Annotated in this window: 21 protein-coding genes and 1 tRNA gene; 12 read left to right on the plus strand and 10 right to left on the minus strand. The window is 45.6% G+C overall.

Annotation, left to right across the window (positions count from 1 at the left end):
• Window positions 1-78 precede the first annotated feature (78 nt).
• Window positions 79-154: transfer RNA gene (locus VRK_RS20075), tRNA-Asn, on the plus strand.
• Window positions 155-221: 67 nt separating this feature from the next.
• On the opposite strand, the gene djlA is transcribed toward VRK_RS20075, so the two are convergent.
• Window positions 222-1076, minus strand: coding sequence for a co-chaperone DjlA (gene djlA / locus VRK_RS20080; RefSeq protein ID WP_059123277.1), 855 nt, complete (start codon window positions 1074-1076; stop codon window positions 222-224).
• A 146-nt stretch (window positions 1077-1222) separates the two neighbouring features.
• Here djlA and lptD point away from each other — a divergent pair, with 146 nt between their 5' ends.
• The 6 genes from lptD to apaH all read left to right on the plus strand — a co-directional run bounded on the left by lptD (window position 1223) and on the right by apaH (window position 8071).
• On the plus strand, window positions 1223-3535 hold the full coding sequence (gene lptD / locus VRK_RS20085; protein ID WP_059123278.1) for an LPS assembly protein LptD: 2313 nt from the start codon (window positions 1223-1225) through the stop codon (window positions 3533-3535).
• Between the two features lie 133 nt (window positions 3536-3668).
• A complete protein-coding gene (gene surA / locus VRK_RS20090) occupies window positions 3669-4961 on the plus strand; it encodes a peptidylprolyl isomerase SurA (protein WP_059123279.1) in 1293 nt (430 codons plus the stop codon).
• Window positions 4951-5943, plus strand: coding sequence for a 4-hydroxythreonine-4-phosphate dehydrogenase PdxA (pdxA, locus tag VRK_RS20095; RefSeq protein WP_059123280.1), 993 nt, complete (start codon window positions 4951-4953; stop codon window positions 5941-5943). Before surA ends, pdxA begins: the two co-directional genes overlap by 11 nt.
• Window positions 5944-5946: 3 nt before the next feature.
• Window positions 5947-6756, plus strand: coding sequence for a 16S rRNA (adenine(1518)-N(6)/adenine(1519)-N(6))-dimethyltransferase RsmA (gene rsmA / locus VRK_RS20100; protein WP_157372069.1), 810 nt, complete (start codon window positions 5947-5949; stop codon window positions 6754-6756).
• 51 nt (window positions 6757-6807) lie between these two features.
• Window positions 6808-7188 (plus strand): Co2+/Mg2+ efflux protein ApaG, encoded by a 381-nt coding sequence (gene apaG, locus VRK_RS20105; RefSeq protein WP_059123281.1) that lies wholly within the window; start codon window positions 6808-6810, stop codon window positions 7186-7188.
• A 61-nt stretch (window positions 7189-7249) separates the two neighbouring features.
• Window positions 7250-8071 (plus strand): bis(5'-nucleosyl)-tetraphosphatase (symmetrical) ApaH, encoded by an 822-nt coding sequence (gene apaH, locus VRK_RS20110; RefSeq protein ID WP_059123282.1) that lies wholly within the window; start codon window positions 7250-7252, stop codon window positions 8069-8071.
• 22 nt (window positions 8072-8093) lie between these two features.
• Here apaH and folA read toward each other — a convergent pair whose 3' ends face one another.
• From folA to rplU, 6 genes are all read right to left on the minus strand, one after another.
• On the minus strand, window positions 8094-8585 hold the full coding sequence (folA, locus tag VRK_RS20115) for a type 3 dihydrofolate reductase (protein ID WP_059123283.1): 492 nt from the start codon (window positions 8583-8585) through the stop codon (window positions 8094-8096).
• A gap of 63 nt (window positions 8586-8648) precedes the next feature.
• Window positions 8649-9119: a threonine/serine exporter family protein gene (locus tag VRK_RS20120; RefSeq protein WP_443083494.1), complete on the minus strand. Its 471-nt coding sequence runs from the start codon at window positions 9117-9119 to the stop codon at window positions 8649-8651.
• Between the two features lie 14 nt (window positions 9120-9133).
• Complete coding sequence (locus VRK_RS20125) at window positions 9134-9895, minus strand: threonine/serine exporter family protein (protein ID WP_059123285.1); 762 nt, start codon at window positions 9893-9895, stop codon at window positions 9134-9136.
• Window positions 9896-10030: 135 nt separating this feature from the next.
• A complete protein-coding gene (gene cgtA, locus VRK_RS20130) occupies window positions 10031-11203 on the minus strand; it encodes an Obg family GTPase CgtA (RefSeq protein ID WP_059123286.1) in 1173 nt (390 codons plus the stop codon).
• A 304-nt stretch (window positions 11204-11507) separates the two neighbouring features.
• Entirely contained in the window at window positions 11508-11765 is a 258-nt protein-coding gene (gene rpmA / locus VRK_RS20135; RefSeq protein ID WP_021019784.1) for a 50S ribosomal protein L27, read from the minus strand.
• A 16-nt stretch (window positions 11766-11781) separates the two neighbouring features.
• Entirely contained in the window at window positions 11782-12093 is a 312-nt protein-coding gene (gene rplU, locus VRK_RS20140; protein ID WP_021019783.1) for a 50S ribosomal protein L21, read from the minus strand.
• A gap of 270 nt (window positions 12094-12363) precedes the next feature.
• Here rplU and ispB point away from each other — a divergent pair, with 270 nt between their 5' ends.
• Window positions 12364-13335 (plus strand): octaprenyl diphosphate synthase, encoded by a 972-nt coding sequence (gene ispB / locus VRK_RS20145; protein WP_059123287.1) that lies wholly within the window; start codon window positions 12364-12366, stop codon window positions 13333-13335.
• 68 nt (window positions 13336-13403) lie between these two features.
• Here the strand turns inward: ispB and mdh are convergent, their stop codons facing one another.
• Entirely contained in the window at window positions 13404-14339 is a 936-nt protein-coding gene (gene mdh, locus VRK_RS20150; protein ID WP_059123288.1) for a malate dehydrogenase, read from the minus strand.
• A gap of 387 nt (window positions 14340-14726) precedes the next feature.
• Between mdh and argR the strand changes: the two genes are divergently transcribed.
• From argR to VRK_RS20170, 4 genes are all read left to right on the plus strand, one after another.
• Window positions 14727-15197: a transcriptional regulator ArgR gene (gene argR / locus VRK_RS20155; protein WP_059123289.1), complete on the plus strand. Its 471-nt coding sequence runs from the start codon at window positions 14727-14729 to the stop codon at window positions 15195-15197.
• Window positions 15198-15535: 338 nt separating this feature from the next.
• Window positions 15536-16507 carry a TAXI family TRAP transporter solute-binding subunit gene (locus tag VRK_RS20160; protein ID WP_059123290.1) on the plus strand — a complete coding sequence of 324 codons (972 nt, stop codon included), beginning with the start codon at window positions 15536-15538 and terminating at the stop codon, window positions 16505-16507.
• Window positions 16508-16695: 188 nt separating this feature from the next.
• Window positions 16696-19248: a TRAP transporter permease gene (locus tag VRK_RS20165; RefSeq protein ID WP_059123291.1), complete on the plus strand. Its 2553-nt coding sequence runs from the start codon at window positions 16696-16698 to the stop codon at window positions 19246-19248.
• A gap of 73 nt (window positions 19249-19321) precedes the next feature.
• On the plus strand, window positions 19322-19762 hold the full coding sequence (locus VRK_RS20170; protein ID WP_059123292.1) for a universal stress protein: 441 nt from the start codon (window positions 19322-19324) through the stop codon (window positions 19760-19762).
• A 95-nt stretch (window positions 19763-19857) separates the two neighbouring features.
• Here the strand turns inward: VRK_RS20170 and VRK_RS20175 are convergent, their stop codons facing one another.
• Complete coding sequence (locus VRK_RS20175; RefSeq protein WP_059123293.1) at window positions 19858-20658, minus strand: glycosyl hydrolase 2 galactose-binding domain-containing protein; 801 nt, start codon at window positions 20656-20658, stop codon at window positions 19858-19860.
• 148 nt (window positions 20659-20806) lie between these two features.
• Complete coding sequence (uxuA, locus tag VRK_RS20180) at window positions 20807-21997, minus strand: mannonate dehydratase (protein ID WP_059123294.1); 1191 nt, start codon at window positions 21995-21997, stop codon at window positions 20807-20809.
• Between the last annotated feature and the right edge of the window lie 74 nt (window positions 21998-22071).

The following is a 22071-nucleotide window of genomic DNA, read 5'->3' on the forward strand; positions in this document are numbered from 1 at the left end:
GTAATCAGTAGGTCGCCAGTTCGATTCCGGCAGCCGGCACCATCAATTTGCATAGACGAGAACGTCTTAAAAGTTTATTCCCCCTTAGTTCAGTTGGTAGAACGGCGGACTGTTAATCCGTATGTCGCAGGTTCGAGTCCCGCAGGGGGAGCCACTTTCAAAAAAATCCACAGCATTTGCTGTGGATTTTTTGTTTGGTTCTGGTCTCAACCTGAATCAGCTTAAAAGCCTTTAGTTTTCTTAATTAACTCATAAGCCTGCTGAATTTCTTGAGATTTTTCTTTCGCCATAGTCATCATCTCCGGTGGCAGACCTTTCGCCATCAGTTTATCGGGATGATGTTCATTCATCAGTTTTCGGTATGCTCTTTTTACCGTTTTCGCATCAGCGGTTTCATCTACACCCAACACATGATAGGCATCATTCAGATGGTTCGCGCTATATGCTTGGCTGAAACTACCGCCCTGCCGATTGTCTTGATAGCGTTCTTGCCCGGAATGTTCATGGCGTTGAAAGCGAAAAGCCGCTTCTTGCATTCTCAATCGTTGTTCAAGCTGTGCTGCGGAGAATTCCAGCCCTCTGGCAATTTTATGCAGAATATCACGCTCACTCGGGTGGAGATCGCCATCAGCAAAGGCTGCAGAAATCTGTAATTCCAGAAAAAATTGAATTAAGTCACGTCGTCCGCCGGTTGAACGCATTACCTGTTCAAGCACGTCTTCCAAAGGAAAACCAGACTCTTTCCCTTCACGAAACGCTTCTTGTGCGGAGCGTTGCTGCGCGTCGTTGAGATTCATCCGATCCATCATGATCGTCGCTAAACGAATCTCTTCTTTCGTCACCTTGCCTTTGGCTTTGGCAACATGGCCCATCACAGAGAAAGCGGCGCGAAAGAACTCCTCCTGACGTTCCTCCTGAGATGCACCACCATTCCCCCCTACCGAGAATGGTGAATATTGATACTGTTTTCGGGCTTTATCAAACTGATGCCCAAGGAAAAGCCCGAAAATGGCCCCGATAGGACCACCCAGCAATAAACCAAAAAAAGTACCCAAAATTTTGCCGAAAATATGCATTATTGACTCTCATTCAATGAATTTTTTACGAGTTGCGCAGTCTACTAGTGCTGTATGATTGAATTTCCATTATGATTAGAGACATTTTTAGTTCAACTGATGCTGATCATCCGAATCAACTCAATTTAACAGGATAACACAACTAGATGTCAGACTTTCCTCGTTCGTTGCTAGCTGCTTCGATCTGTGCAGCACTTTTTATCCCATATAGTTATGCAGAAACAGCTCCGCAAAGCAATACGGTCACTATCGGTCAGTGCCGTGCCGGAGACATCGAACCAACCAACCAGAATGAGCAACCCATTAATGTTGAAGCGGATAAGCTCGAAGCAGTTAATGGCGATAAAGCGACATACGTTGGTAATGTTGTCGTCGTTCAGGGGAAAAAACGGATGACAGCCGATACCGTCACCCTGCATCAGAAAGATAACATTGTGGTCGCACAAGGGAATGTCAAGTTCGATGATGGTGAAGTTCAAGCAGTCTCTGAGCGAGCAACTAATAATCTCAATACCGACCAATTGACTCTGGAAAAGACCAATTATCACTTTCTCTGCCAGCCAGGGCGAGGAGATGCCGTTTATGTCGCCAAGACGGGTCAGGCGATGTATGAGATAGAAGATGGTTCGATCACATCCTGCCCTGACGGCGATAACGCTTGGCGTTTAAAAGCGTCCAGTATTTCGATTGATCAGAATGAAGAAACTGCAATATTTTACAATCCTCGTATGGAAGTACTGGGCGTCCCTCTACTCTATTTGCCACTACTGAGTGTGCCGATCGGAGACACGCGGAAAACCGGTTTTCTGTATCCGACATTTTCTTTCGGTTCAAAAGACGGATTTCAACTGAATGTTCCAATCTACTGGAACCTTGCCCCCAACTATGATTTGCAGACTGATCTGAAATACATGGAAAACCGGGGTACACAACTGAACAGCCATTTTCGCTATTTGAATGCCTTTGGAAGTGGCGATATCAACTATGAATATCTGCCGGATGATAAAAAATATCCGGAAAAAGACGACCGCTGGGGATTCCAACTCACGCACTACGGTGTTTATGATCAATCTTGGGCGCTAGCGATCAATTATGCTGAAGTCAGTGATATTGATTATTTTTCAGATCTGGGTTCAGAAATAGGAACCCGACAAGATGGTCAGTTAACCCAAGAAGCGAGTGTCAGTTACCGTTCGACCAACTGGGATCTCTCTCTGCTTACGCGAGATTTCCAGATTCTGACGGCGACGGGTAACCAACCGTACAAATTAATGCCTCAGGTTGCATTTAACTATTACGCACCAGAGCTGATGCGTTATCTTGATTTTGACTTGGTTAGCCATGTCTCAAGATTCGATACCGATGAAAATGGTGCCCCTTCGGCAACCCGCGTTCATATTGAACCGGGCATCAAGATTCCGTTCGGAGCCACTTGGGGTACCTGGACAACAGAGGCGCGATTACTTTCAACTTATTATCAACAAGATTTAAACGGGGTGGATGAATCAAAGGGCTATAAAGAAAATGTGTCCAGAGATATTCCTGAATTTCGCTCAAATATTGGCTTGATTCTGGAACGGGATACCGTCGTTTTAGATGGTTATACACAGACGCTGGAACCTCAGATGCAATATCTTTATATTCCCAAGAGAGATCAGAGTAACATAGCCCGTTACGATACGACCCTGTTACAGACCGACTACTATGGTCTGTTCCGGAGCCGTAAATACAGTGGTGTAGACTTTATCGCCCCGGCTAACCAAATTAGCTATGGGGCGGCCTCGCGCTTTTTCGACGACCAATATAAAGAACGCTTAAATATCGCTTTTGGGCAGATATTCTATTTGGATAAAGGTCTGAAAGATAACTTCAATCGTTCAACGACAGAAAATTCAGATTATTCAGCCTGGGCTGTAGAAATGGATTTCAACTATGACGACGCATTGTTTTATCATGGTGGTATCCAATATGACGTTGACACGTCTCGTGTACAATTGTCTAACAGTACTCTTGAGTATCGGCATGATAAAGGCTTTATCCAGACCAACTACCGTTATGTCACCCAAGAGTATATTGAGGATACCGTCGGTGACACACTGGACGTCAATTCTCTGACCAAAGATGGCATTTCACAACTCGGTGTCGTGGCACAATACAACCTCAGTCCGAAATGGCAAACTAAGGCGCTCTATTATTATGATCTCACCACAGACAACCCATTAGAATGGCAGACCAACCTGACCTATATGTCTGACTGCTGGTTTATCGGCCTGACGTACAGCCGGGAATTGGATAAATGGATACCGTCATTCCAACAATATCCTGATGCTGAAGCGAGATATGAAAACAACCTGAGTGTCAATATCGGTATTATTGGTCTGGGGACGAACATGACGCATAACAATGAATTAACGTCGAATGCAATTGGTTATGGACGCCCCTTCATGCTAAATAACTAATGATATATATCAAAAGCAATCGAGCGGGAAGCTGCCGAGCTCATGCGTTGTTTTTATATCGGTGTTTGTAAATCATTTATATTTTTTGAACCACAAGCGGCATATGCAATATGCCCAATCAATAGGATTTTCGATGAAACTGTGGCAATACTTTCTAATCACAATCATCAGCCTTTATAGTCTGAGCATTAGTGCAACTCCGGTCGAACTGGATCGTATGGCCGTAATTGTCAATGACAGTTCGATTTTAACCAGTGATATAGAAACGGAGATGAAGCTGTTTAAAGCGAATGCAGCGCATCATCATCAAACACTTCCGCCGGACGATGTCATCCGAGCACAGGTTGTCGATAAACTCATTTCAGACACCCTACAAAAGCAGGAAGCCGACCGTATCGGGGTAAAAATTGATGATAGTCGCTTAAATCAGGCGATTGAAGAGATTGCCAAACAAAATGACCAAACCGTACAGGAACTGAGAAAATCAATCGAACAGGCTGGCGTCAGCTACGGGACTTTCAGAGAAAAAATCCGTGATGAGATAGCCATCTCAGAAGCGCGTAATGCGCTCGTGCGCCGTAGAATTAATATTTTACCGGCAGAAGTAGACTCGCTGGCTGAGATCCTCAATCAAGAAACAGACACTTCCGTTCAGTACAAAATCAGCCATATTCAGCTCCGTATCGATAATGATAATGATAAATCTAAAATCGAAGCACTGGCAAAATCGTTAGTTCGCCGACTCGCCAAAGGCGAAAGTTTCAGAACATTGGCACTCACCTATTCAAAAGGTCCCAAAGCGCTGGAAGGCGGAGACTGGGGCTGGATGAGAAAAGAAGAAATGCCAACCATTTTCGCGGATCAAATCAAGATGCAAAGTAAAGGGACAATTATTGGCCCGTTCCGTAGTGGTGTCGGACTCCATATTTTGAAAATTGATGATGTGAAAGGGCTACAAACCGTGTCCGTCACTGAGGTCAATGCACGTCACATTCTGCTCAAAACCTCCATTATTTTAAGTGATGAAGGGGCCCAAAAAGAGCTGAACTCTTTTATTCAGAAGATTCATAACAAAGAAGCAACGTTTGGCGAACTTGCTGAACAGTACAGTCAAGATCCGGGGTCAGCATCACAGCAAGGTGAACTCGGCTATCAGTCACCGGATATTTATGTGCCGGAATTCAAACATCAGATTGAAACCCTGCCGGTAGGCCAAATCAGTAAGCCATTTAAAACCGTTCACGGCTGGCATATTGTCGAAGTCTTGGGACGCCGTCAGGTGGATAAGACTGATGCTGCGCAGAAAAACAAAGCCTATCGAATTCTGTTTAATCGCAAGTTTAATGAAGAATCCAGTACATGGATTCAAGAGCTAAAAGCGAGTGCTTTTATTGAACGACTCAAGGACGATTCGAATGACAATTAAACGTATTGTAATCACCGCAGGAGAACCGGCGGGAATTGGTCCGGATCTTGTGCTGGCACTCTCTCAGGAAGACTGGTCACATCAAATTGTGGTCTGTGCAGATAAATCCCTATTACAACAGCGGGCAGCCTTGCTGGGTCTCAATGTTGAACTTAATGATTATGATCCGACCCTGCCTCCTATGGTTCAGAAGGCTGGCTCACTGGTGGTAGAACATATCGCGCTGGCAACCCCGGTGACCGCAGGGCAGCTCGATGAAGCCAATAGTCACTATGTACTACGAACATTGGAACGAGCAACCGAAGGATGTCTGAGCGGTGAATTCGATGCAGTGGTCACCGGCCCGGTCCATAAAGGGGTGATTAATCGTTCCGGGGTCGCTTTCAGCGGGCATACTGAATTTTTTGCCGAGAAGTCAAATACACCACTGGTGGTGATGATGCTTGCGACAGAAGGACTCCGGGTTGCTTTGGTAACCACGCATATTCCACTCGCTTATGTTTCCAAAGCCGTCACGACCGAACGTCTCCAAAGCATTGTCCGTATCCTTCATCACGATCTGAAAGAGAAGTTTGCGATTGATGACCCACATATTTATGTGTGTGGACTGAATCCTCATGCCGGTGAAGATGGGTGCTTGGGCAATGAAGAGATAGAAACGATCACACCGGCGCTGAACTCGTTAAGAGATGAGGAAAATATGCACCTCACCGGGCCACTGCCGGCCGATACGATATTTCATGACAAGTATCTCGAACAAGCTGATACAATTTTAGGCATGTACCATGACCAGGTGCTTCCTGTACTAAAATATAAGGGATTCAGCCGCTCGGTCAATATCACGCTGGGGCTACCTTTTATCCGCACTTCGGTCGATCATGGCACAGCCTTGGATCTTGCCGGTACCGGAACTGCCGATACCGGCAGTTTGAAAACGGCTTTACAGCAAGCAATCGAATTAGTAAATAAGCAAACAAAGTAATTGATGATGATAAAAAATGATGTCCACTTAGGACACAAAGCCCGAAAACGCTTCGGTCAAAACTTCCTCAATGATCCTTATATCATTGATGGTATTGTTGCTGCAATTAACCCGAAGCCCGGACAAAATCTGGTTGAAATCGGCCCAGGTTTGGGAGCGTTGACAGAGCCAGTCGGAAAAGAAGTCGATAAACTCACCGTCGTCGAACTGGATCGTGATTTGGCCGAACGGCTGAGAAATCATCCTGACTTAAAAGACAAGCTCTCGATCTACGAAGCGGATGCGTTACGTTTTGATTTTAGCCAATTGGTACAATCTCAAAACAAACTGCGTGTATTTGGTAACCTGCCATATAATATCTCCACGCCCTTGATGTTCCACCTGTTTGAATTCCAAAATCAAATTCATGATATGCATTTCATGTTGCAAAAGGAGGTTGTCAACCGACTCGCAGCAGGACCCGGAACAAAAGCTTACGGACGCCTGACGGTGATGGCGCAGTACTACTGTAAGGTTATACCGGTACTGGAAGTGCCACCGGAGTCGTTTGTACCACCACCGAAAGTGGATTCAGCAGTCGTCCGACTTGTACCACATCAGGAGTTACCTTATCCTGCAACCAGTCTCAAATGGCTCGACAGAGTCTGTCGGGAAGGATTTAATCAGCGGCGTAAAACCGTACGTAACTGTTATAAGTCACTACTCGATGTTTCTGTCTTAGAAGAGCTAGGCATCAATCCGACTAACCGTCCGGAGAACCTATCCCTCAGTCAATTTGTCGCGATGGCAAACTGGCTGGACAGCAACAGCTAGCTGCATGATTGCCGCGGTATAAACCGCGGCACCGCTGAGTAAGGAGATTATATGGATATATCCAAACCATGCATTAAAGTGCAAGTTCATACCAAATATATCCCCGAACAATCACTCCCCGAACAAGACCGATATATTTTTGCGTATGTAATTACGGTGAAGAATCTCAGTCAGGAAACCGTGCAACTGATCGGACGCAGATGGTTAATCACAGATGCCAACGGGAAACAGATGTCCGTAGAAGGTGATGGTGTCGTCGGTGAACAACCCCATATTGCAGCCAATGACGAATATACCTATACCAGCGGAACCGCTCTCGAAACACCGGTTGGAGTCATGCAAGGACAGTACATTATGCATGACAGCGAAGGAAAAGAGTTTACGGCAGAAATAGACCCTTTTCGCCTCTATGTACCGCATATTCTAAACTGATCACCTAAACAAATTGATAAACGAATTGTTTTAATGCTTGCAACGAACAGGAGCGATTGAATTGGCAAATTATATTGTTGGCGATCTACAAGGATGTCTGGACGAACTCGAACTCCTCCTTTCCCAAGTTGACTTCAGCCCTCGACATGATCAACTGTGGGTTGCCGGTGATCTGGTTGCCAGAGGTCCTAAATCACTGGAAACGCTACGCTATATTAAAGCATTAGGTACATCCGCCAAGACTGTATTAGGCAATCATGATCTCCACTTGCTATCGATTGCGCTCGGCATTCATCCGCTGAAAAAGAAAGATCGGACCGATGCTATTTTTCAAGCGCCAGATAGAGACGAATTACTCGAATGGCTACGATGCCAGCCCCTCCTGCTAGAGCATCCTGAATTTGTCGTCTGCCATGCAGGCATTTCTCCCCAATGGGATCTGCCGACAGCACGGCAAGCCGCTCAGGAAATCGAGTTACTGCTCCAAAGTGAAAAGTGGCCATGGCTCATCGAGCATATGTATTCAAATATGCCCAATCAGTGGCATGATTCCCTGTCCGGTCTGGAACGCTATCGCTATATCATTAACGCCTTTACCCGAATGCGTTTCTGTACACCCAGCGGAGCACTGGATATGGATTGTAAGTTACCACCTTCAGCAGTCGATCCCACTCAACTACGCCCATGGTTTGATCTCCCTAGGGCGACGCCAATAGAGAAACGAATTATTTTCGGTCACTGGGCAGCGTTAGAAGGCTGTGTCAGAAAAGATGTCATCGGACTGGATACCGGTTGTGTTTGGGGCGGGACACTAACGATGATCCGCTGGGAAGATCAGCAACTGTTCAGCCAACCGGCACTGGTTAATTCTCAGGTGGGCTAGTCTCTACCTGAACCGACCTCGTTCACTCAGCCTGCTTTTGCTCCAGTATCACGAATGACATGTCATAGGCATTTTTTTCATCTTGTGGATACACTTCCCGATAAGTCTCATACCATTCAGTACCGATTTCAGGGAAGCAGGTATCCCCATCAATTTCAGCCTGGATATAGGTGAGATACAACCTTGAGGCCATCGGTAAACTCGACTGATAAACACTTCCCCCACCGATGATCATGACTTCATCAGCCTGAGCAGTCAGTGACAATGCACTTTCAAGAGAATCCACAACGTCAACCCCAGTCGCACAAAACTGCGGGTTGCGAGTGATGACGATGTTTTGCCGCCCGGGAAGCGCCTTACCAATCGACTCGAAAGTTTTTCTTCCCATGATGATGGGTTTGCCCAACGTGCAGCGTTTAAACCAGGCAAAATCTGCAGGTAAATGCCAAGGCATCTGATTTTCTTTACCAATCACCCGGTTATTCGCCATCGCTGCGATCATACTGATTATCATAGAAATACCGCCATCACATCAAAAATCAGCTGCTATTCTATCGAGATTCGTACTGCAAGCAATCTAAACGACAGGCTTTCGACGATAAAATAATAAGCCGGGAACCGCCAACCCAACCGCTAAGCCAGCAATAATAAACATCGCCTTCAGAAAATTTTCCATCAACACTGAAAATAGCTCCGGTGTAAAACCGAGATGATTAATTTCAACCATGGCAATCATGGCACGATAAGTAAAGACTCCGGGGACCATCGGAATTAATGCTGCGACGGTAAATACTTTCGGATGGGCCAAAAAACGATGAGACCAGTGAACACCAATCATACCAACCAGTGTTGCGGCAAAAAATGTTCCCCACTCTATCGGCATTCCATATTTCATTAACAAAAAACGACAGCCGTGACCAATTGCACCACCCAGCGCACAATATTTCAATGCCGGCACCGGAACGTTAAAGACCAGAGCAAAACCAACAGCTGGTATTGACGCAAAAAACATGTCGTTCAATAATCCCAGCAATAACGTCATCATCATATCTATATTCATCATTACCACCCCGAAACGCCCGTCACAAACATTGCTGCAATAATCCCTAAACAAGTTGAAAGCGTCAGAAGCGATGCAATCATGAACCGAGCGATCCCCGTATTGGCATATCCCTTCAACATGTCAGCAACCGAATTAATCAGCGGGAAGCCCGGTACAAGCATTAACACAGAGCAAGCCATGACTAAAGTCGGGTTATTTCCCCATTGATAACTGACGGCTTGTGCTGAAATCAAAGAGGTCACAAATGCCGTGGCGGCAAAATTAAGCAGCGGGTTGAAATGTCGGTGAGCAATTTCCTGTCTCACGAACATACCAACAGAAGAAGCAACGAAAGTGGCAGCAAAGATACTCCAGTCTCCACCAGCGAGACGACTAAATGCCGCACAAGATAATCCAATCATCACAAGCACCAACCAACGATTATATCGCTGTGGGGTGATCCGGTTTAGTTTTTGTTGCGCAAGCTGATAATCAACAATTCCTTTTTCCATCATGATACAAATACGCTGAATATCAGTCACAACTTTCATATTGATGCCACGATCCTGACATCGGCGTGCCGTCGTTATACAATGCGCATGATAAACCGTGGTCACCACCAGTGAATTTGCCGTCAGCGCAACTTCGACTTCATCCATGTCACTGGCAATCCCCATCCGTCTCATGATATCCGCGACTAAGGTGCTCTCTGCTCCATGAGCTAACAGCATCTGCCCCGCCTGAGCAATCAGACGAGAGACTGCTCTCTGTTTCGATGTCATGATTCCCTTCCCAACCTAATCCATTCGTCAATCGTATACGAAACTCAGAGTTTGCCCGAAAAAGATACGTTGGAAAATGATTTAGACAAAAAAAACCGCAATAAAAATCGCGGTTTAAAAAATTAGATACATTGATTAGTCTCGGACATAGATCACATGACCGTCATCATCATCATCGTCGTCCCAATCATCGTCATCCCATTCTTCTGTAATCACATCAGGACTATTCATTGCCGACTGATGATAGTCATCCCACATAAATTCGACTTTTTCTTCTTCAGTCCGTTCTGACGTTTCTTTTGGCAAAGATTCCATAAAGTCAGCCAGCTTCATACAAAGCTCACGCGTCCCCTGTTTATTGATGGCAGAAATCCGGAAATATTCATCTTCCCATTCAAGCTCATCCAATACAGACTGAATAATCTTGTCAGCTTCATCTTCAGGGAGCAGATCAACTTTGTTAAATACCAGCCAACGGGGCTTTTGTGACAACTTGTCATTGTATTGGCTCAATTCATCAACAATGATTCTGGCGTTTTCAGCCGGATCACTTTGATCAACCGGCAACAAATCGATCATATGTAACAATACACGACAGCGCTCAAGATGTTTCAGGAATCGAATCCCCAGCCCGGCACCATCGGCAGCGCCTTCGATCAACCCCGGAATATCAGCGACCACAAAGCTCTTTTCAGGAACAACACTGACGACGCCCAGACTTGGAATCAGCGTGGTAAACGGATAATCTGCCACTTTCGGTTTTGCCGCCGAAACAGCGCGAATAAATGTCGATTTTCCTGCGTTGGGTAAGCCCAACATGCCAACATCAGCCAACAATAGCAGTTCTAAACGAATTTCCCGGACTTCGCCTTTGGTTCCCATGGTCTTCTGTCTCGGTGCTCGATTGACTGAAGACTTGAAACGGGTATTGCCTAAACCATGCCAGCCGCCTTTGGCAACCATGAGCTTCTTGCCATCCTCAGCAACTTCCCCAATCACTTCATTGGTGTGGATATCGACTGCCCGAGTTCCCACAGGAACACGAAGAACTTTGTCTTTTCCACGTTTTCCCGTACAGTTGCCACCACGTCCATTCTCGCCACGTTCAGCGTCATAGAAGCGCTGAAAGCGGTAATCAATCAGTGTATTCAAGTTTTCATCCGCGAGAATATAAATATCCCCACCGTCACCACCGTCGCCACCATCAGGGCCGCCTTTCGTGACGAATTTTTCACGCCAGAAGCTGACAATACCGTTGCCACCATCACCCGCCTGAACCTTTACGACAGCTTCATCAACGAATTTCATCTTTCACTCCGCATTATTTGCGTTGCAACATTACCCGAATACCCTTGCTATAAACTTTAGCAGAACTCTAGGCAAATCATTCATAACATTCTTTAAGCGGATCGTCTCCGGATCAAAACAGACATAATATCCCTTCACCGAAGATCAGAACCGAAGTCGATCATTTTAAACTCTGATTTCACAATAGAATTCGGCATCTCATCAGTGCTGAAAACTAAACACGTGAAAACTAAACCGACAGACTTGAAATAAACAAAAAACCCCACCAAATGGCAGGGCTTTTAAATTCATCAGGAAACTAAAATTATTCAGCTTCGATACTAACGAACTTACGGTTTTTAGAACCTTTTACTTCAAATTTCACTTTACCGTCAGATAGAGCGAAAAGAGTATGGTCTTTACCGATACCTACGTTAGTCCCAGCATGGAACTTTGTTCCACGTTGGCGAACGATGATGTTACCTGCCAATACAGACTCACCACCAAAACGTTTTACACCCAGACGTTTACTTTCTGAATCGCGGCCGTTACGAGTAGAACCACCAGCTTTTTTGTGTGCCATTGTTAAACTCTCCTACTTAAGCGTTGATAGCAGTGATTTTCACTTCAGTGAACCACTGGCGATGACCTTGTTGCTTGCGAGAATGCTTACGACGACGGAACTTAACGATTTTTACTTTATCGCCACGACCGTGTTGTACAACTTCTGCAGTTACTTTTCCGCCATCAACAAGAGGCGCACCAACAGTGATTTCTTCACCGTTAGCAACCAGAAGAACTTTATCAAATTCAACAGTTGCGCCAGTTTCAACGTCTAATTTCTCTAAACGAAGTGTTTGACCTTCGCTTACTCGGTGTTGTTTACCACCAGACTGGAAAACAGCGTACATATTTTACTCCGCTCTTTCCGCACAGCCATCCTACTATTTGAGTAATTTTGGGTGTGCGCTAAACTAATCATCAATAGGGCGCAGATTCTACGCGAATGCCGTTTCTAAAACAAGCTCTATTTTTAAAAAATTGGCGAAAAGCAACTCATAGGGCAAAAGTCTCTCGAGCCTAGCATTATAGCATGTATTCATCCCTGTTTTTTAGTGTATTATGAACGGGTTCAAAGAACATTACTTCCTTACAAATATAGAACTTCAGCCGGATTTACAATGGATTTTAAAGCTATCCAAGCACTCACTGCCGATGACATGGCAAAAGTTAATGAGACAATTCTTGCCCAGCTCAATTCTGACGTTTCATTGATCAATCAGCTTGGTTTTTACCTCATCAATAGTGGCGGTAAACGTCTTCGTCCTCTGCTAGCCGTACTCTCTGCCCGTACTCTGGGATACACCGGTGACGCTCATACCAAAGCGGCTGCGTTTATTGAGTTTATACACACCGCAACATTACTTCACGACGATGTGGTCGATGAATCGGACATGCGACGGGGTAAAGCCACCGCCAATGCAACTTTTGGCAATGCTGCCAGTGTATTGGTCGGAGACTACATTTATACGCGTTCATTCCAAATGATGACGCAACTTGGCTCACTCCGGGTGCTGGAACTCATGAGTCACGCAGTGAATGTTATCGCTGAAGGCGAAGTCCAACAGTTGATCAACTGCAATGATCCGGATATCACCGAAGAAAACTACATGCAGGTGATCTACTCCAAAACCGCCCGTTTATTTGAAGCAGCGACTCAGATCGGTGCGATCCTCAGCGAGTCTGACGCTGATATAGAAAAAGCATTGCAAGATTATGGACGTTATCTGGGAACGGCATTTCAACTCATTGATGATTTGATGGACTACACATCAGATGGTGACGAAATGGGTAAAAATGTTGGTGATGATCTTGCAGAGGGCAAGCCCACGATCCCTCTCCTCCATGCGATGCGTATAGGAAATCCCAATCAGGTTCAGATCATTCGGGATGCGATCGAAAAATCAAACGGTATGGAACACCTTGAAACAATCCTTGAGATTCTGGAACAAACCGGCTCTCTCACTTACACCCAGCAGAAAGCTCAGGAAGAAGCAGACAAAGCAATTCAGGCGCTCAGTATTATTCCTGACAATGAATATAAAGAAGCGCTGATTTCATTGGCTCATCTCGCCGTTCACCGCACCAAATAGAGCTGTTCAACCATTGTAAAAAAAGCTGGCTAAGCCAGCTTTTTCATTCTGAACAATATGTCGAATCATTATGATGCGAAATCAACACCAAGCTGAATGTCGCCATTCAATGTATCCAACATTCCTTCCAGTGCTTTTTGTTCAAATGAATTCAATTCACCATAACTCAGCACTTCTTCAATGCCGTCTTTGCCTAATCTGACAGGTTGAGCGAAGAAAGGTGCAAGACCGCCATCGCTTTCAATATAAGCGCACTCGATAACATTGGCTTCACCCTGAAGCGCTTTCACAAGCGACAAACCAAAACGGCAAGCAGCCTGCCCCATCGATAATGTTGCACTACCACCACCGGCTTTTGCTTCAACCACTTCAGTCCCTGCGTTTTGAATACGATGCGTTAAAGCAGCAACTTCTTCATCAGAGAAAGTGACATCTTTGACCTGAGAAAGTAAAGGAAGAATAGTCACACCAGAATGCCCACCGATCACAGGCACGTTTACATCCAGCGGATTTTTTCCTTTTAATTCACTGACGAATGTTTCTGAACGGATCACATCCAGCGTCGTGATGCCGAACAATTTACGCTTATTATAAACACCCGCTTTTTTCAGCACTTCAGCAGCAATAGGAACTGTCGTATTAACAGGGTTAGTGATAATTCCGATACATGCTTCAGGGCAAACCACCGCAATTTTTTCAGCCAGCGATTTAACGATCCCGGCATTGACGTTAAACAGATCCGAACGATCCATCCCCGGCTTACGGGCAACCCCCGCAGAAATCAACACAACATCAGCACCTTCAAGGGCTGGGGTTGGATCTTCTCCTGAATAGCCATTGATTGAAACAGGGGTCGGGATGTGACTGAGATCTTTTGCCACACCTGGTGTCACAGGTGCGATATCGTAAAGGGCAAGATCAGAACCGGCAGGTAGATGATTCTTCAATAACAGAGCAAGGGCTTGACCGATACCGCCAGCGGCACCAATAACAGCGACTTTCATTTGTAATTCTCCTTGAGCGTTCTCTCGATATTTCTTTTGTAGGGTAGTTATGCAACTGGAAAAGCTATAGCAATTACAACTTGATTACAATTGACTCGCGCTAGCTTTGCGAAGTGACGCAAGAACCAGTATGAAGCATTCGCCTGAGCAAGCGTTCCCTACAATATTTTTACCAATTATACAATACGTTATGCTTTATATATCCATTTATACCAAATAACTTATAACTGATTCTCTACACTGAATTTTAAATCAGTTGGAGCATTGTGCATAACTATGCGAAAATATTCAAAGGATACATGAGGTCTCTATTCGCCTTGTGTAGTGATTTTGATAACCATAAGGCCAATGCCACCCGTCGGCGAAAAGGCCTTTGCTAAGTAAATTATGAAAAACGTAGATAAACAAGATCTGTTAGTCCGCTCATTTAAAGCGTTGCTCAAAGAAGAACGTTTCGGCTCTCAAAGCGATATTGTCGAAGCGCTGCGCAGCGAAGGATTTGAGAACATCAACCAATCCAAAGTCTCTAGGATGTTAACCAAGTTCGGTGCAGTCCGGACTCGCAATGCCAAAATGGAAATGGTGTACTGTCTTCCGGCTGAATTGGGAGTTCCTACCGTTTCAAGTTCTCTGCGGGAGCTGGTTCTTGATATCGATTATAACCCGGCGTTAGTGGTGATTCACACCGGTCCCGGAGCCGCACAACTCATTGCTCGCTTATTGGACTCGCTCGGTAAGTCAGAAGGAATTCTGGGGGTTGTCGCCGGAGACGATACCATTTTCATTACCCCGACCCGTCAAATTTCCGTTGAAGAGTTACACCGCTCTGTGTGCGAACTTTTTGAATATTTCGGATAATTTTTGCAGCATAAAACACTAGTGATAAAAAGAATAATATTCTGTTTATTGAAGTAGTTAACGTGACTTACATCACATCTTCAGCATCTCTAGTGTTTGATTTTACTCATATTTAACTTATTGATTCCACTCACCAATTCGATTCTCTTTTGCCAAATATTTCTCTGATATTTTTGTCATATGTGTAATTTTCATTAACAATATTTCAATTTTGTGCCAATTTTTTGATATTATCGGCCCACTTTTCGAGTCATTGTGAAAAGTTGCTGTTTCTTCAATAGGAACTCTCTTCAGTCTATATTCACTGAGAGACAACAAGCAAAAAGGAAGGAATATTCATGGTATTGAATAAAATTATGAAACTTAGCGCAATTGCAGCTGCTGCCATCGGTGCAAGCACTGCCGTCAATGCGCAAGAATTCATTACGATAGGAACAGGATCTGTCACTGGTGTATATTACCCAACTGGTGGTGCAATCTGTAAACTCGTGAATAAAGATCGCAAGGAACACGATATTCGTTGCTCCGTTGAATCAACTGGTGGATCCATTTATAACGTCAATACAATTCGCTCCGGCGAACTTGATTTTGGTATCGTCCAGTCTGATTGGCAGTATCACGGCTACAACGGGACCAGCAAATTCGCTGAGCAAGGCCCTTACAAAAAACTACGTGCAATGTTCTCTCTTCATACAGAACCATTTAACGTCATTGCCCGTACCGACGCCCATATCGATAATATCAAAGATTTAAAAGGCAAACGTGTCAACATCGGTAACCCCGGTTCCGGTGACCGGGCAACAATGCAAGTTGTCATGGATAGCATGGGGTGGACGAAAGATAGCTTTAAACTCACTTCTGAGTTGAAAGGTTCGGAACGTTCTCAAGCGTTGTGTGATAATAAAATCGATGCGTTTATCTATGTTGTCGGTCATCCGAATGGTTCCATCAAAGAAGCAACCACATCATGTGATGCGAAACTTGTGCCTGTAACCGGTCCGGAAATTGATAAGATCGTCTCAGAAAACCCTTACTATACTTATACCGATGTACCAGCCGGTATGTATCGGGGAACCGATCAGGATGTGAAAAGCTTCGGTGTTGCTGCAACACTGGTGACCAGTGCTGATGTCCCTGACAAAGTTGCTTATAACGTAGCCAAAGCTGTGTTTGAAAACTTTGATACCTTCAAGAGACTTCATCCGGCATTTGCTCACCTGAAAAAAGAAGACATGGTGAAAGCGGGAATTTCAATTCCGCTTCATCCGGGTGCAGTCAAATATTACAAAGAAGTTGGCTTGCTCAAATAAGAATCTCCTCAGGCTAACGCTCTGATAAATCATGAGGAGGCCGAACGCCTCCTCATTTTATATTTTGGTATTGCATGAATCACTCATTTTAATTTTCGCAATATCTTTTCTGACTTTCCGTTGGTGTGAAAGTCATGGTGTAACTTCATCATTAGACCATCAATAATTCAATAATAAGGATAACGTACATGACGCAGGCAAATGTGCAGGATATGGTGGCACAGGCAGATACAGGTGCCCGAAATCCTAAGGGCCTTGCAGGCCGGATTCTCTGGGTGGTTCCGGTCTGTTGGTCATTATTCCAACTTTGGTATGCTTCCCCGCTACCATTCATTTTTGATTTTGGCGTTCTCAACGACACACAGGCTCGTTCAATTCATTTGATGTTTGCAATCTTCCTTGCATTCACCGCATATCCGGCCATGAAGAACTCTTCCCGGGATCACATTCCCCTGATTGACTGGATACTGGCATTACTCGGCAGTTTCTCCGCTGCTTATATTTATCTGTTTTATGAAGCACTCGCAGGTCGTTCAGGGGCCCCGACAACCGTTGACGTTGTTGTCTCAGTAATCGGTATGGTGTTACTTCTTGAAGCCACACGCCGGGCTTTAGGTCCGCCGTTGATGATGGTGGCAATGGTATTTCTCGCATATACCTTTGCCGGACCGTATATGCCGGATGTAATTGCGCACAAAGGCGCAAGTTTAAATAAAGCGATGTCTCATCTCTGGCTCACCACCGAAGGGGTCTTCGGGGTTGCTTTGGGTGTTTCAACCTCATTTGTATTTTTGTTTGTGTTGTTCGGTGCGATGCTCGAAAGAGCCGGTGCCGGTGCTTACTTCATTAAAGTCGCTTTCTCGTTACTGGGACACATGCGGGGCGGCCCGGCCAAAGCTGCGGTTGTTGCTTCCGGATTATCCGGACTAGTCTCCGGCTCTTCGATTGCAAACGTCGTAACCACAGGAACATTTACCATCCCGTTGATGAAGCGTGTCGGTTTTCCCGGAACCAAAGCCGGAGCCGTAGAAGTTGCCGCATCAACCAATGGTCAGTTGACACCACCGATCATGGGTGCAGCCGCTTTCCTGATGGTCGAGTATGTCGGTATTTCTTATGTGGAAGTGATCAGAGCCGCTGCACTGCCTGCTATCATCTCTTATATCGCGCTGATTTATATTGTCCATCTCGAAGCCTGTAAAGCTGGCATGGAAGGACTGCCGCGGCGGAAAACCGTCACCCTGCTTCAGAGCGTGCTGTCTTTTACCGGCACAATTCTGGCGCTCGGTGCTATCAGTGCCATCGTCTATTACGGTATCGGCTGGACAAAAGCAGCCTTTGGTTCAGCAGCAACGCCTATCGTCACCTTGGTGCTACTCGCATCCTATGTCGGTTTGGTCAAAATATCCTCCCGCTATGCCGGGCAAACCATGGATATTGATGAGGACTTACGTGAAGTTCCGGATCCGGGTCCGACGCTGAAATCAGGTCTGCACTTCCTGCTGCCGATCGTGGTGCTGGTCTGGTGTTTGACCGTTGAACGTTTTTCTCCGGGGCTATCAGCATTCTGGGCAACCGTGTTTATGATCTTCATTCTGTTGACCCAACGCCCATTAATGGCGTTCATGAATCAATCCGGTGATATTGCTGCCCAAGCAAAAGTCGGCTTGAATGATTTCTTTGAAAGTCTGGCATCCGGCGCGCGTAATATGATTGGTATCGGTGTCGCGACGGCAGCCGCCGGAACAGTGGTCGGCGTGGTCACCTTGACGGGTATCGGGCTGGTGATGACCGACTTTGTCGAATTCATCTCCGGTGGCAGCGTAATCATGATGTTGATCTTTACCGCAGTGATCAGTCTGGTACTGGGGATGGGCCTGCCGACCACGGCAAACTATATTGTGGTCTCTACCCTCATGGCACCGGTCATCGTGACGCTCGGAGCACAACACGGTTTGATCATTCCTTTGATCGCGGTGCACCTGTTCGTGTTCTATTTCGGTATTCTGGCTGACGATACACCGCCGGTAGGGCTGGCTGCATTTGCCGCATCCGCGATTGCCAAGTCGGATCCGATCCGCACCGGTATTCAGGGCTTTACCTATGATATTCGGACCGCCATCTTACCGTTCATGTTTGTATTCAATACACAACTGTTACTGATTGGTATCGATACTTGGTGGCATTTAATGCTGACCATTTTCTCCGCCATTGTCGCAATGCTGCTGTTCTCTGCTGCAACTCAGGGATGGTGGTTTACCAAGAATAAGTGGTGGGAAACGGTGTTACTCCTTGCTCTGACCTTTACATTCTTCCGACCCGGGTTCTGGTGGGACATGATCTATCCTGAGCATCAACTGTATCCGGGAACTGATATCTATCAGGTCACGGAGAAGCTTCATCCCGGAGAAGCATTGGAGCTGGTTGTCTCTGGTGACAAAATGAATGGTGAACATGTGATGAAAACGGTTCGACTACCATTCGATGAGCGCGCCAAAACAGCCGAAGAGAGAGTCAGTTCGATGGGCTTGATGCTGACCCGGCAAGGACAAGATATGATGGTCGATATGGTCGAATTCGGTAGCCCGGCAGAAGCCTCCGGCATTGACTTTGACTGGAAAATTGACTCAATCATCGTCGAGTCTGAGCGACCAATGAAAGAGTGGGTATTTATTCCGGCATTATTCCTCACGTTATTATTGATCTGGAATCAAAAACGCCGCATAAGATCATCAAAATAGATGCCATATCAATATGCCTGACTCCGGTCAGGCATATAATGGCTCCGATTCTGGCTAGAGAGGTTATATACCCATGTACAAACATATTCTTGTACCTGTTGATTTAAATGAACAAGGCTTTGCCGATAAAGCGGTAGAAATCGCAGTCTGGCATGCAAAACATTCAAATGCCGAAATACATCTGCTCAATGTTTTGCCCGGTATTCACATGTCAATGGTTTCGACCTATTTTCCTAAAGATGCGGCCGCCAACATGAAAGCCGACGTCAAAGCGCAACTCAAAGCTTTTGCGGAGACGCATATTGATGAAGAAGTGGTCTATCACCTCCACATTGCCGAAGGAAAACCCTATAGCACCATTTTGGATTATGCCGAAAAACTGGGCAGTGACCTGATTATCATGCCAAGCCATAAACGTTCTAAAATTGATAAGGTGGTATTAGGCTCAGTCGCCAGTAAAGTCGTGCAGAACTCCCCGATTCATGTACTGGTTGTCAAACCTCAAGAGCTCTAATCTCAACCACGTGAAACAAGCGAATACCAAAAAGGTGCAGATTCATAAACTGCACCTTTTTTAATCGTCCGTTTGTTCAAACAGCAATGTTATCATCACAACGGAAAGTGAGTCACACATATCCCTTCACTCAGACCAATTTGACAACGTTCTTCCTGCCCGTCCAATTGAACGGTTAATATATATAAATCCTGAGGATCCGGATGCCCGGGCTCAAAATAGCGGGGCGCCTCAACCTGAAAGACAGCACTGGCCTGATCGCTTCTCATGTCGATGGGAATCTGATAACTCATCCCATCAAATTTAATCACCGCAGACACCAATCCGGGCTTTAGCATTTCAAAATAAATATGCACCAACAGTTCACAGCCACCACCGAGATGCCATACCTGTTCTGTCGTCAAATGGGTCAATCTGACATGGCGGATACACTGGAGATAAGGTTCTCGCCAGATACCGACGCGTGAATCATAATGACGAACGGGTTCTTTTCCCAGAAAGCAGAGTGGATGTTGATCGACTTCAATCAAGGGTTCATCATCAGGCTCGAGAAATAAAATCTCAAATCGGTTCCGACCGAGTTGAAGTAATGCTTTGATATCTTTGCGATAAACAGATGACAATCCGTCACAGTCAAACAAAGCAACGCCATTGAGGCGGACCTCCGCATGATGGTCGATCCCTTCTAAAACGAGATCAATCCCCGCATAACTCAGCAACTCATCATCCACTTCAATATCGTGCATGAGGTGCCATTCCTGTGCTGCAATCTCTGCTTCAGAAAGCGTGACAGGGAGAACCTCGCTCAGCGGTGCGGGAAAACAGATATCATCCTGAGGAACCGTGAGATCAGTCAGCGGAGAAAGCTGCCAATAACCTGCCAATGAGTATTTCATATGCCTCAACTTGTTCTGGATCAATTTTTACATTGTCCCAGAGTCACTGCCATTTTGAAAGAATCAAATCTCTGTCCATAAAAAAAGCCGCTCAACAGCGGCTAAATCAATCAACGGCAAAGAACGTTACGAGATACAAATCAATCATTTAGTTAATGGTGTAAAATGCCCGTTTTAAAGCAAGTTCAATCCCGCGAATCTCAGCCAACCCTTTCAAGCGGCCAATACAGGAATAGCCCGGATTGGTTTGTTTTTTCAGATCGTCAATCATCTGATGACCGTGATCCGGACGCATCGGAATGCGACGAACATCCCCTTGCATTTCACGTCGATGCTCTTCTTTCAGCAGTGCATTAATCACGTTGTACATATCCACATCGCCATCTAAATGCGCGGCTTCATGGAAACTCATCGGGTTGCTTTCTTCACGCAAGGTTGAACGCAAGTGCGTGAAGTAAATCCGGTCACCATAGGTTTCAATCATCCGCACCAGATCATTGTCTCCACGCACCCCGTAAGAGCCGGTACACATGGTGATACCATTCATCATACTTGGCACTGCGGTGGTCAGCGCTTCGATATCTTCAATGGTTGAGACGATCCGGGGGAGACCAAGAATCGGGCGAGGTGGATCATCCGGATGAACCGCCAATTTGAGACCGTACTGTTCACATGTGGGCATCAGTTCCTGAAGAAATAGCACCATATGTTCCCGCAGTTTTTCTTTGTCGATGCCCTGATAGGTATCAAGACGCGCCTGAAACTCTTCTAACGTATATCCTTCTTCTGCCCCCGGTAAGCCCGCAATGATATTGGCGGTTAATTTCTTAATTTGTGCCTGGGACATCTGTTCGAAACGGGCTTTCGCCTGAACTTGTTCTGCTTCGGTGTAATCGGCTGTCGCACCCGGCCGTTTGAGAATAAACAGTTCAAATGCTGCAAATTCAATCTGATCAAAGCGCAGTGCTTTTGAGCCGTCAGGGAGCTGATACTCCAGATCAGTACGTGTCCAGTCGAGTACCGGCATAAAGTTGTAACACACGGTATCAATGCCACATTCAGCGAGATTGATCAGTGACTGTTTGTAGTTTTCAATCCATTGAGCATACTGACCGGTGCGCGTCTTAATCTCTTCATGTACCGGCACACTTTCGACAACAGACCAATTAAACCCTTTCTGTTCCAACAGCGCTTTGCGCTTGAGGATCTCATCTTTGCGCCATACTTCACCGTTCGGAATATGATGCAATGCAGTTACAATTCCCGTGGCGCCTGCTTGTTTAATATCATCTAAAGATACAGGATCGCTTGGGCCATACCAACGCCAAGTTTGTTCCATAATTGTTTCCTAGTTATTCGTTTTCTAGTGATTTATTGTTGAGTCATGTTGTATGAATGCAACATGACTCTATC

This window comes from Vibrio sp. MEBiC08052, from assembly GCF_001506075.1.
Classification (GTDB): domain Bacteria; phylum Pseudomonadota; class Gammaproteobacteria; order Enterobacterales; family Vibrionaceae; genus Vibrio.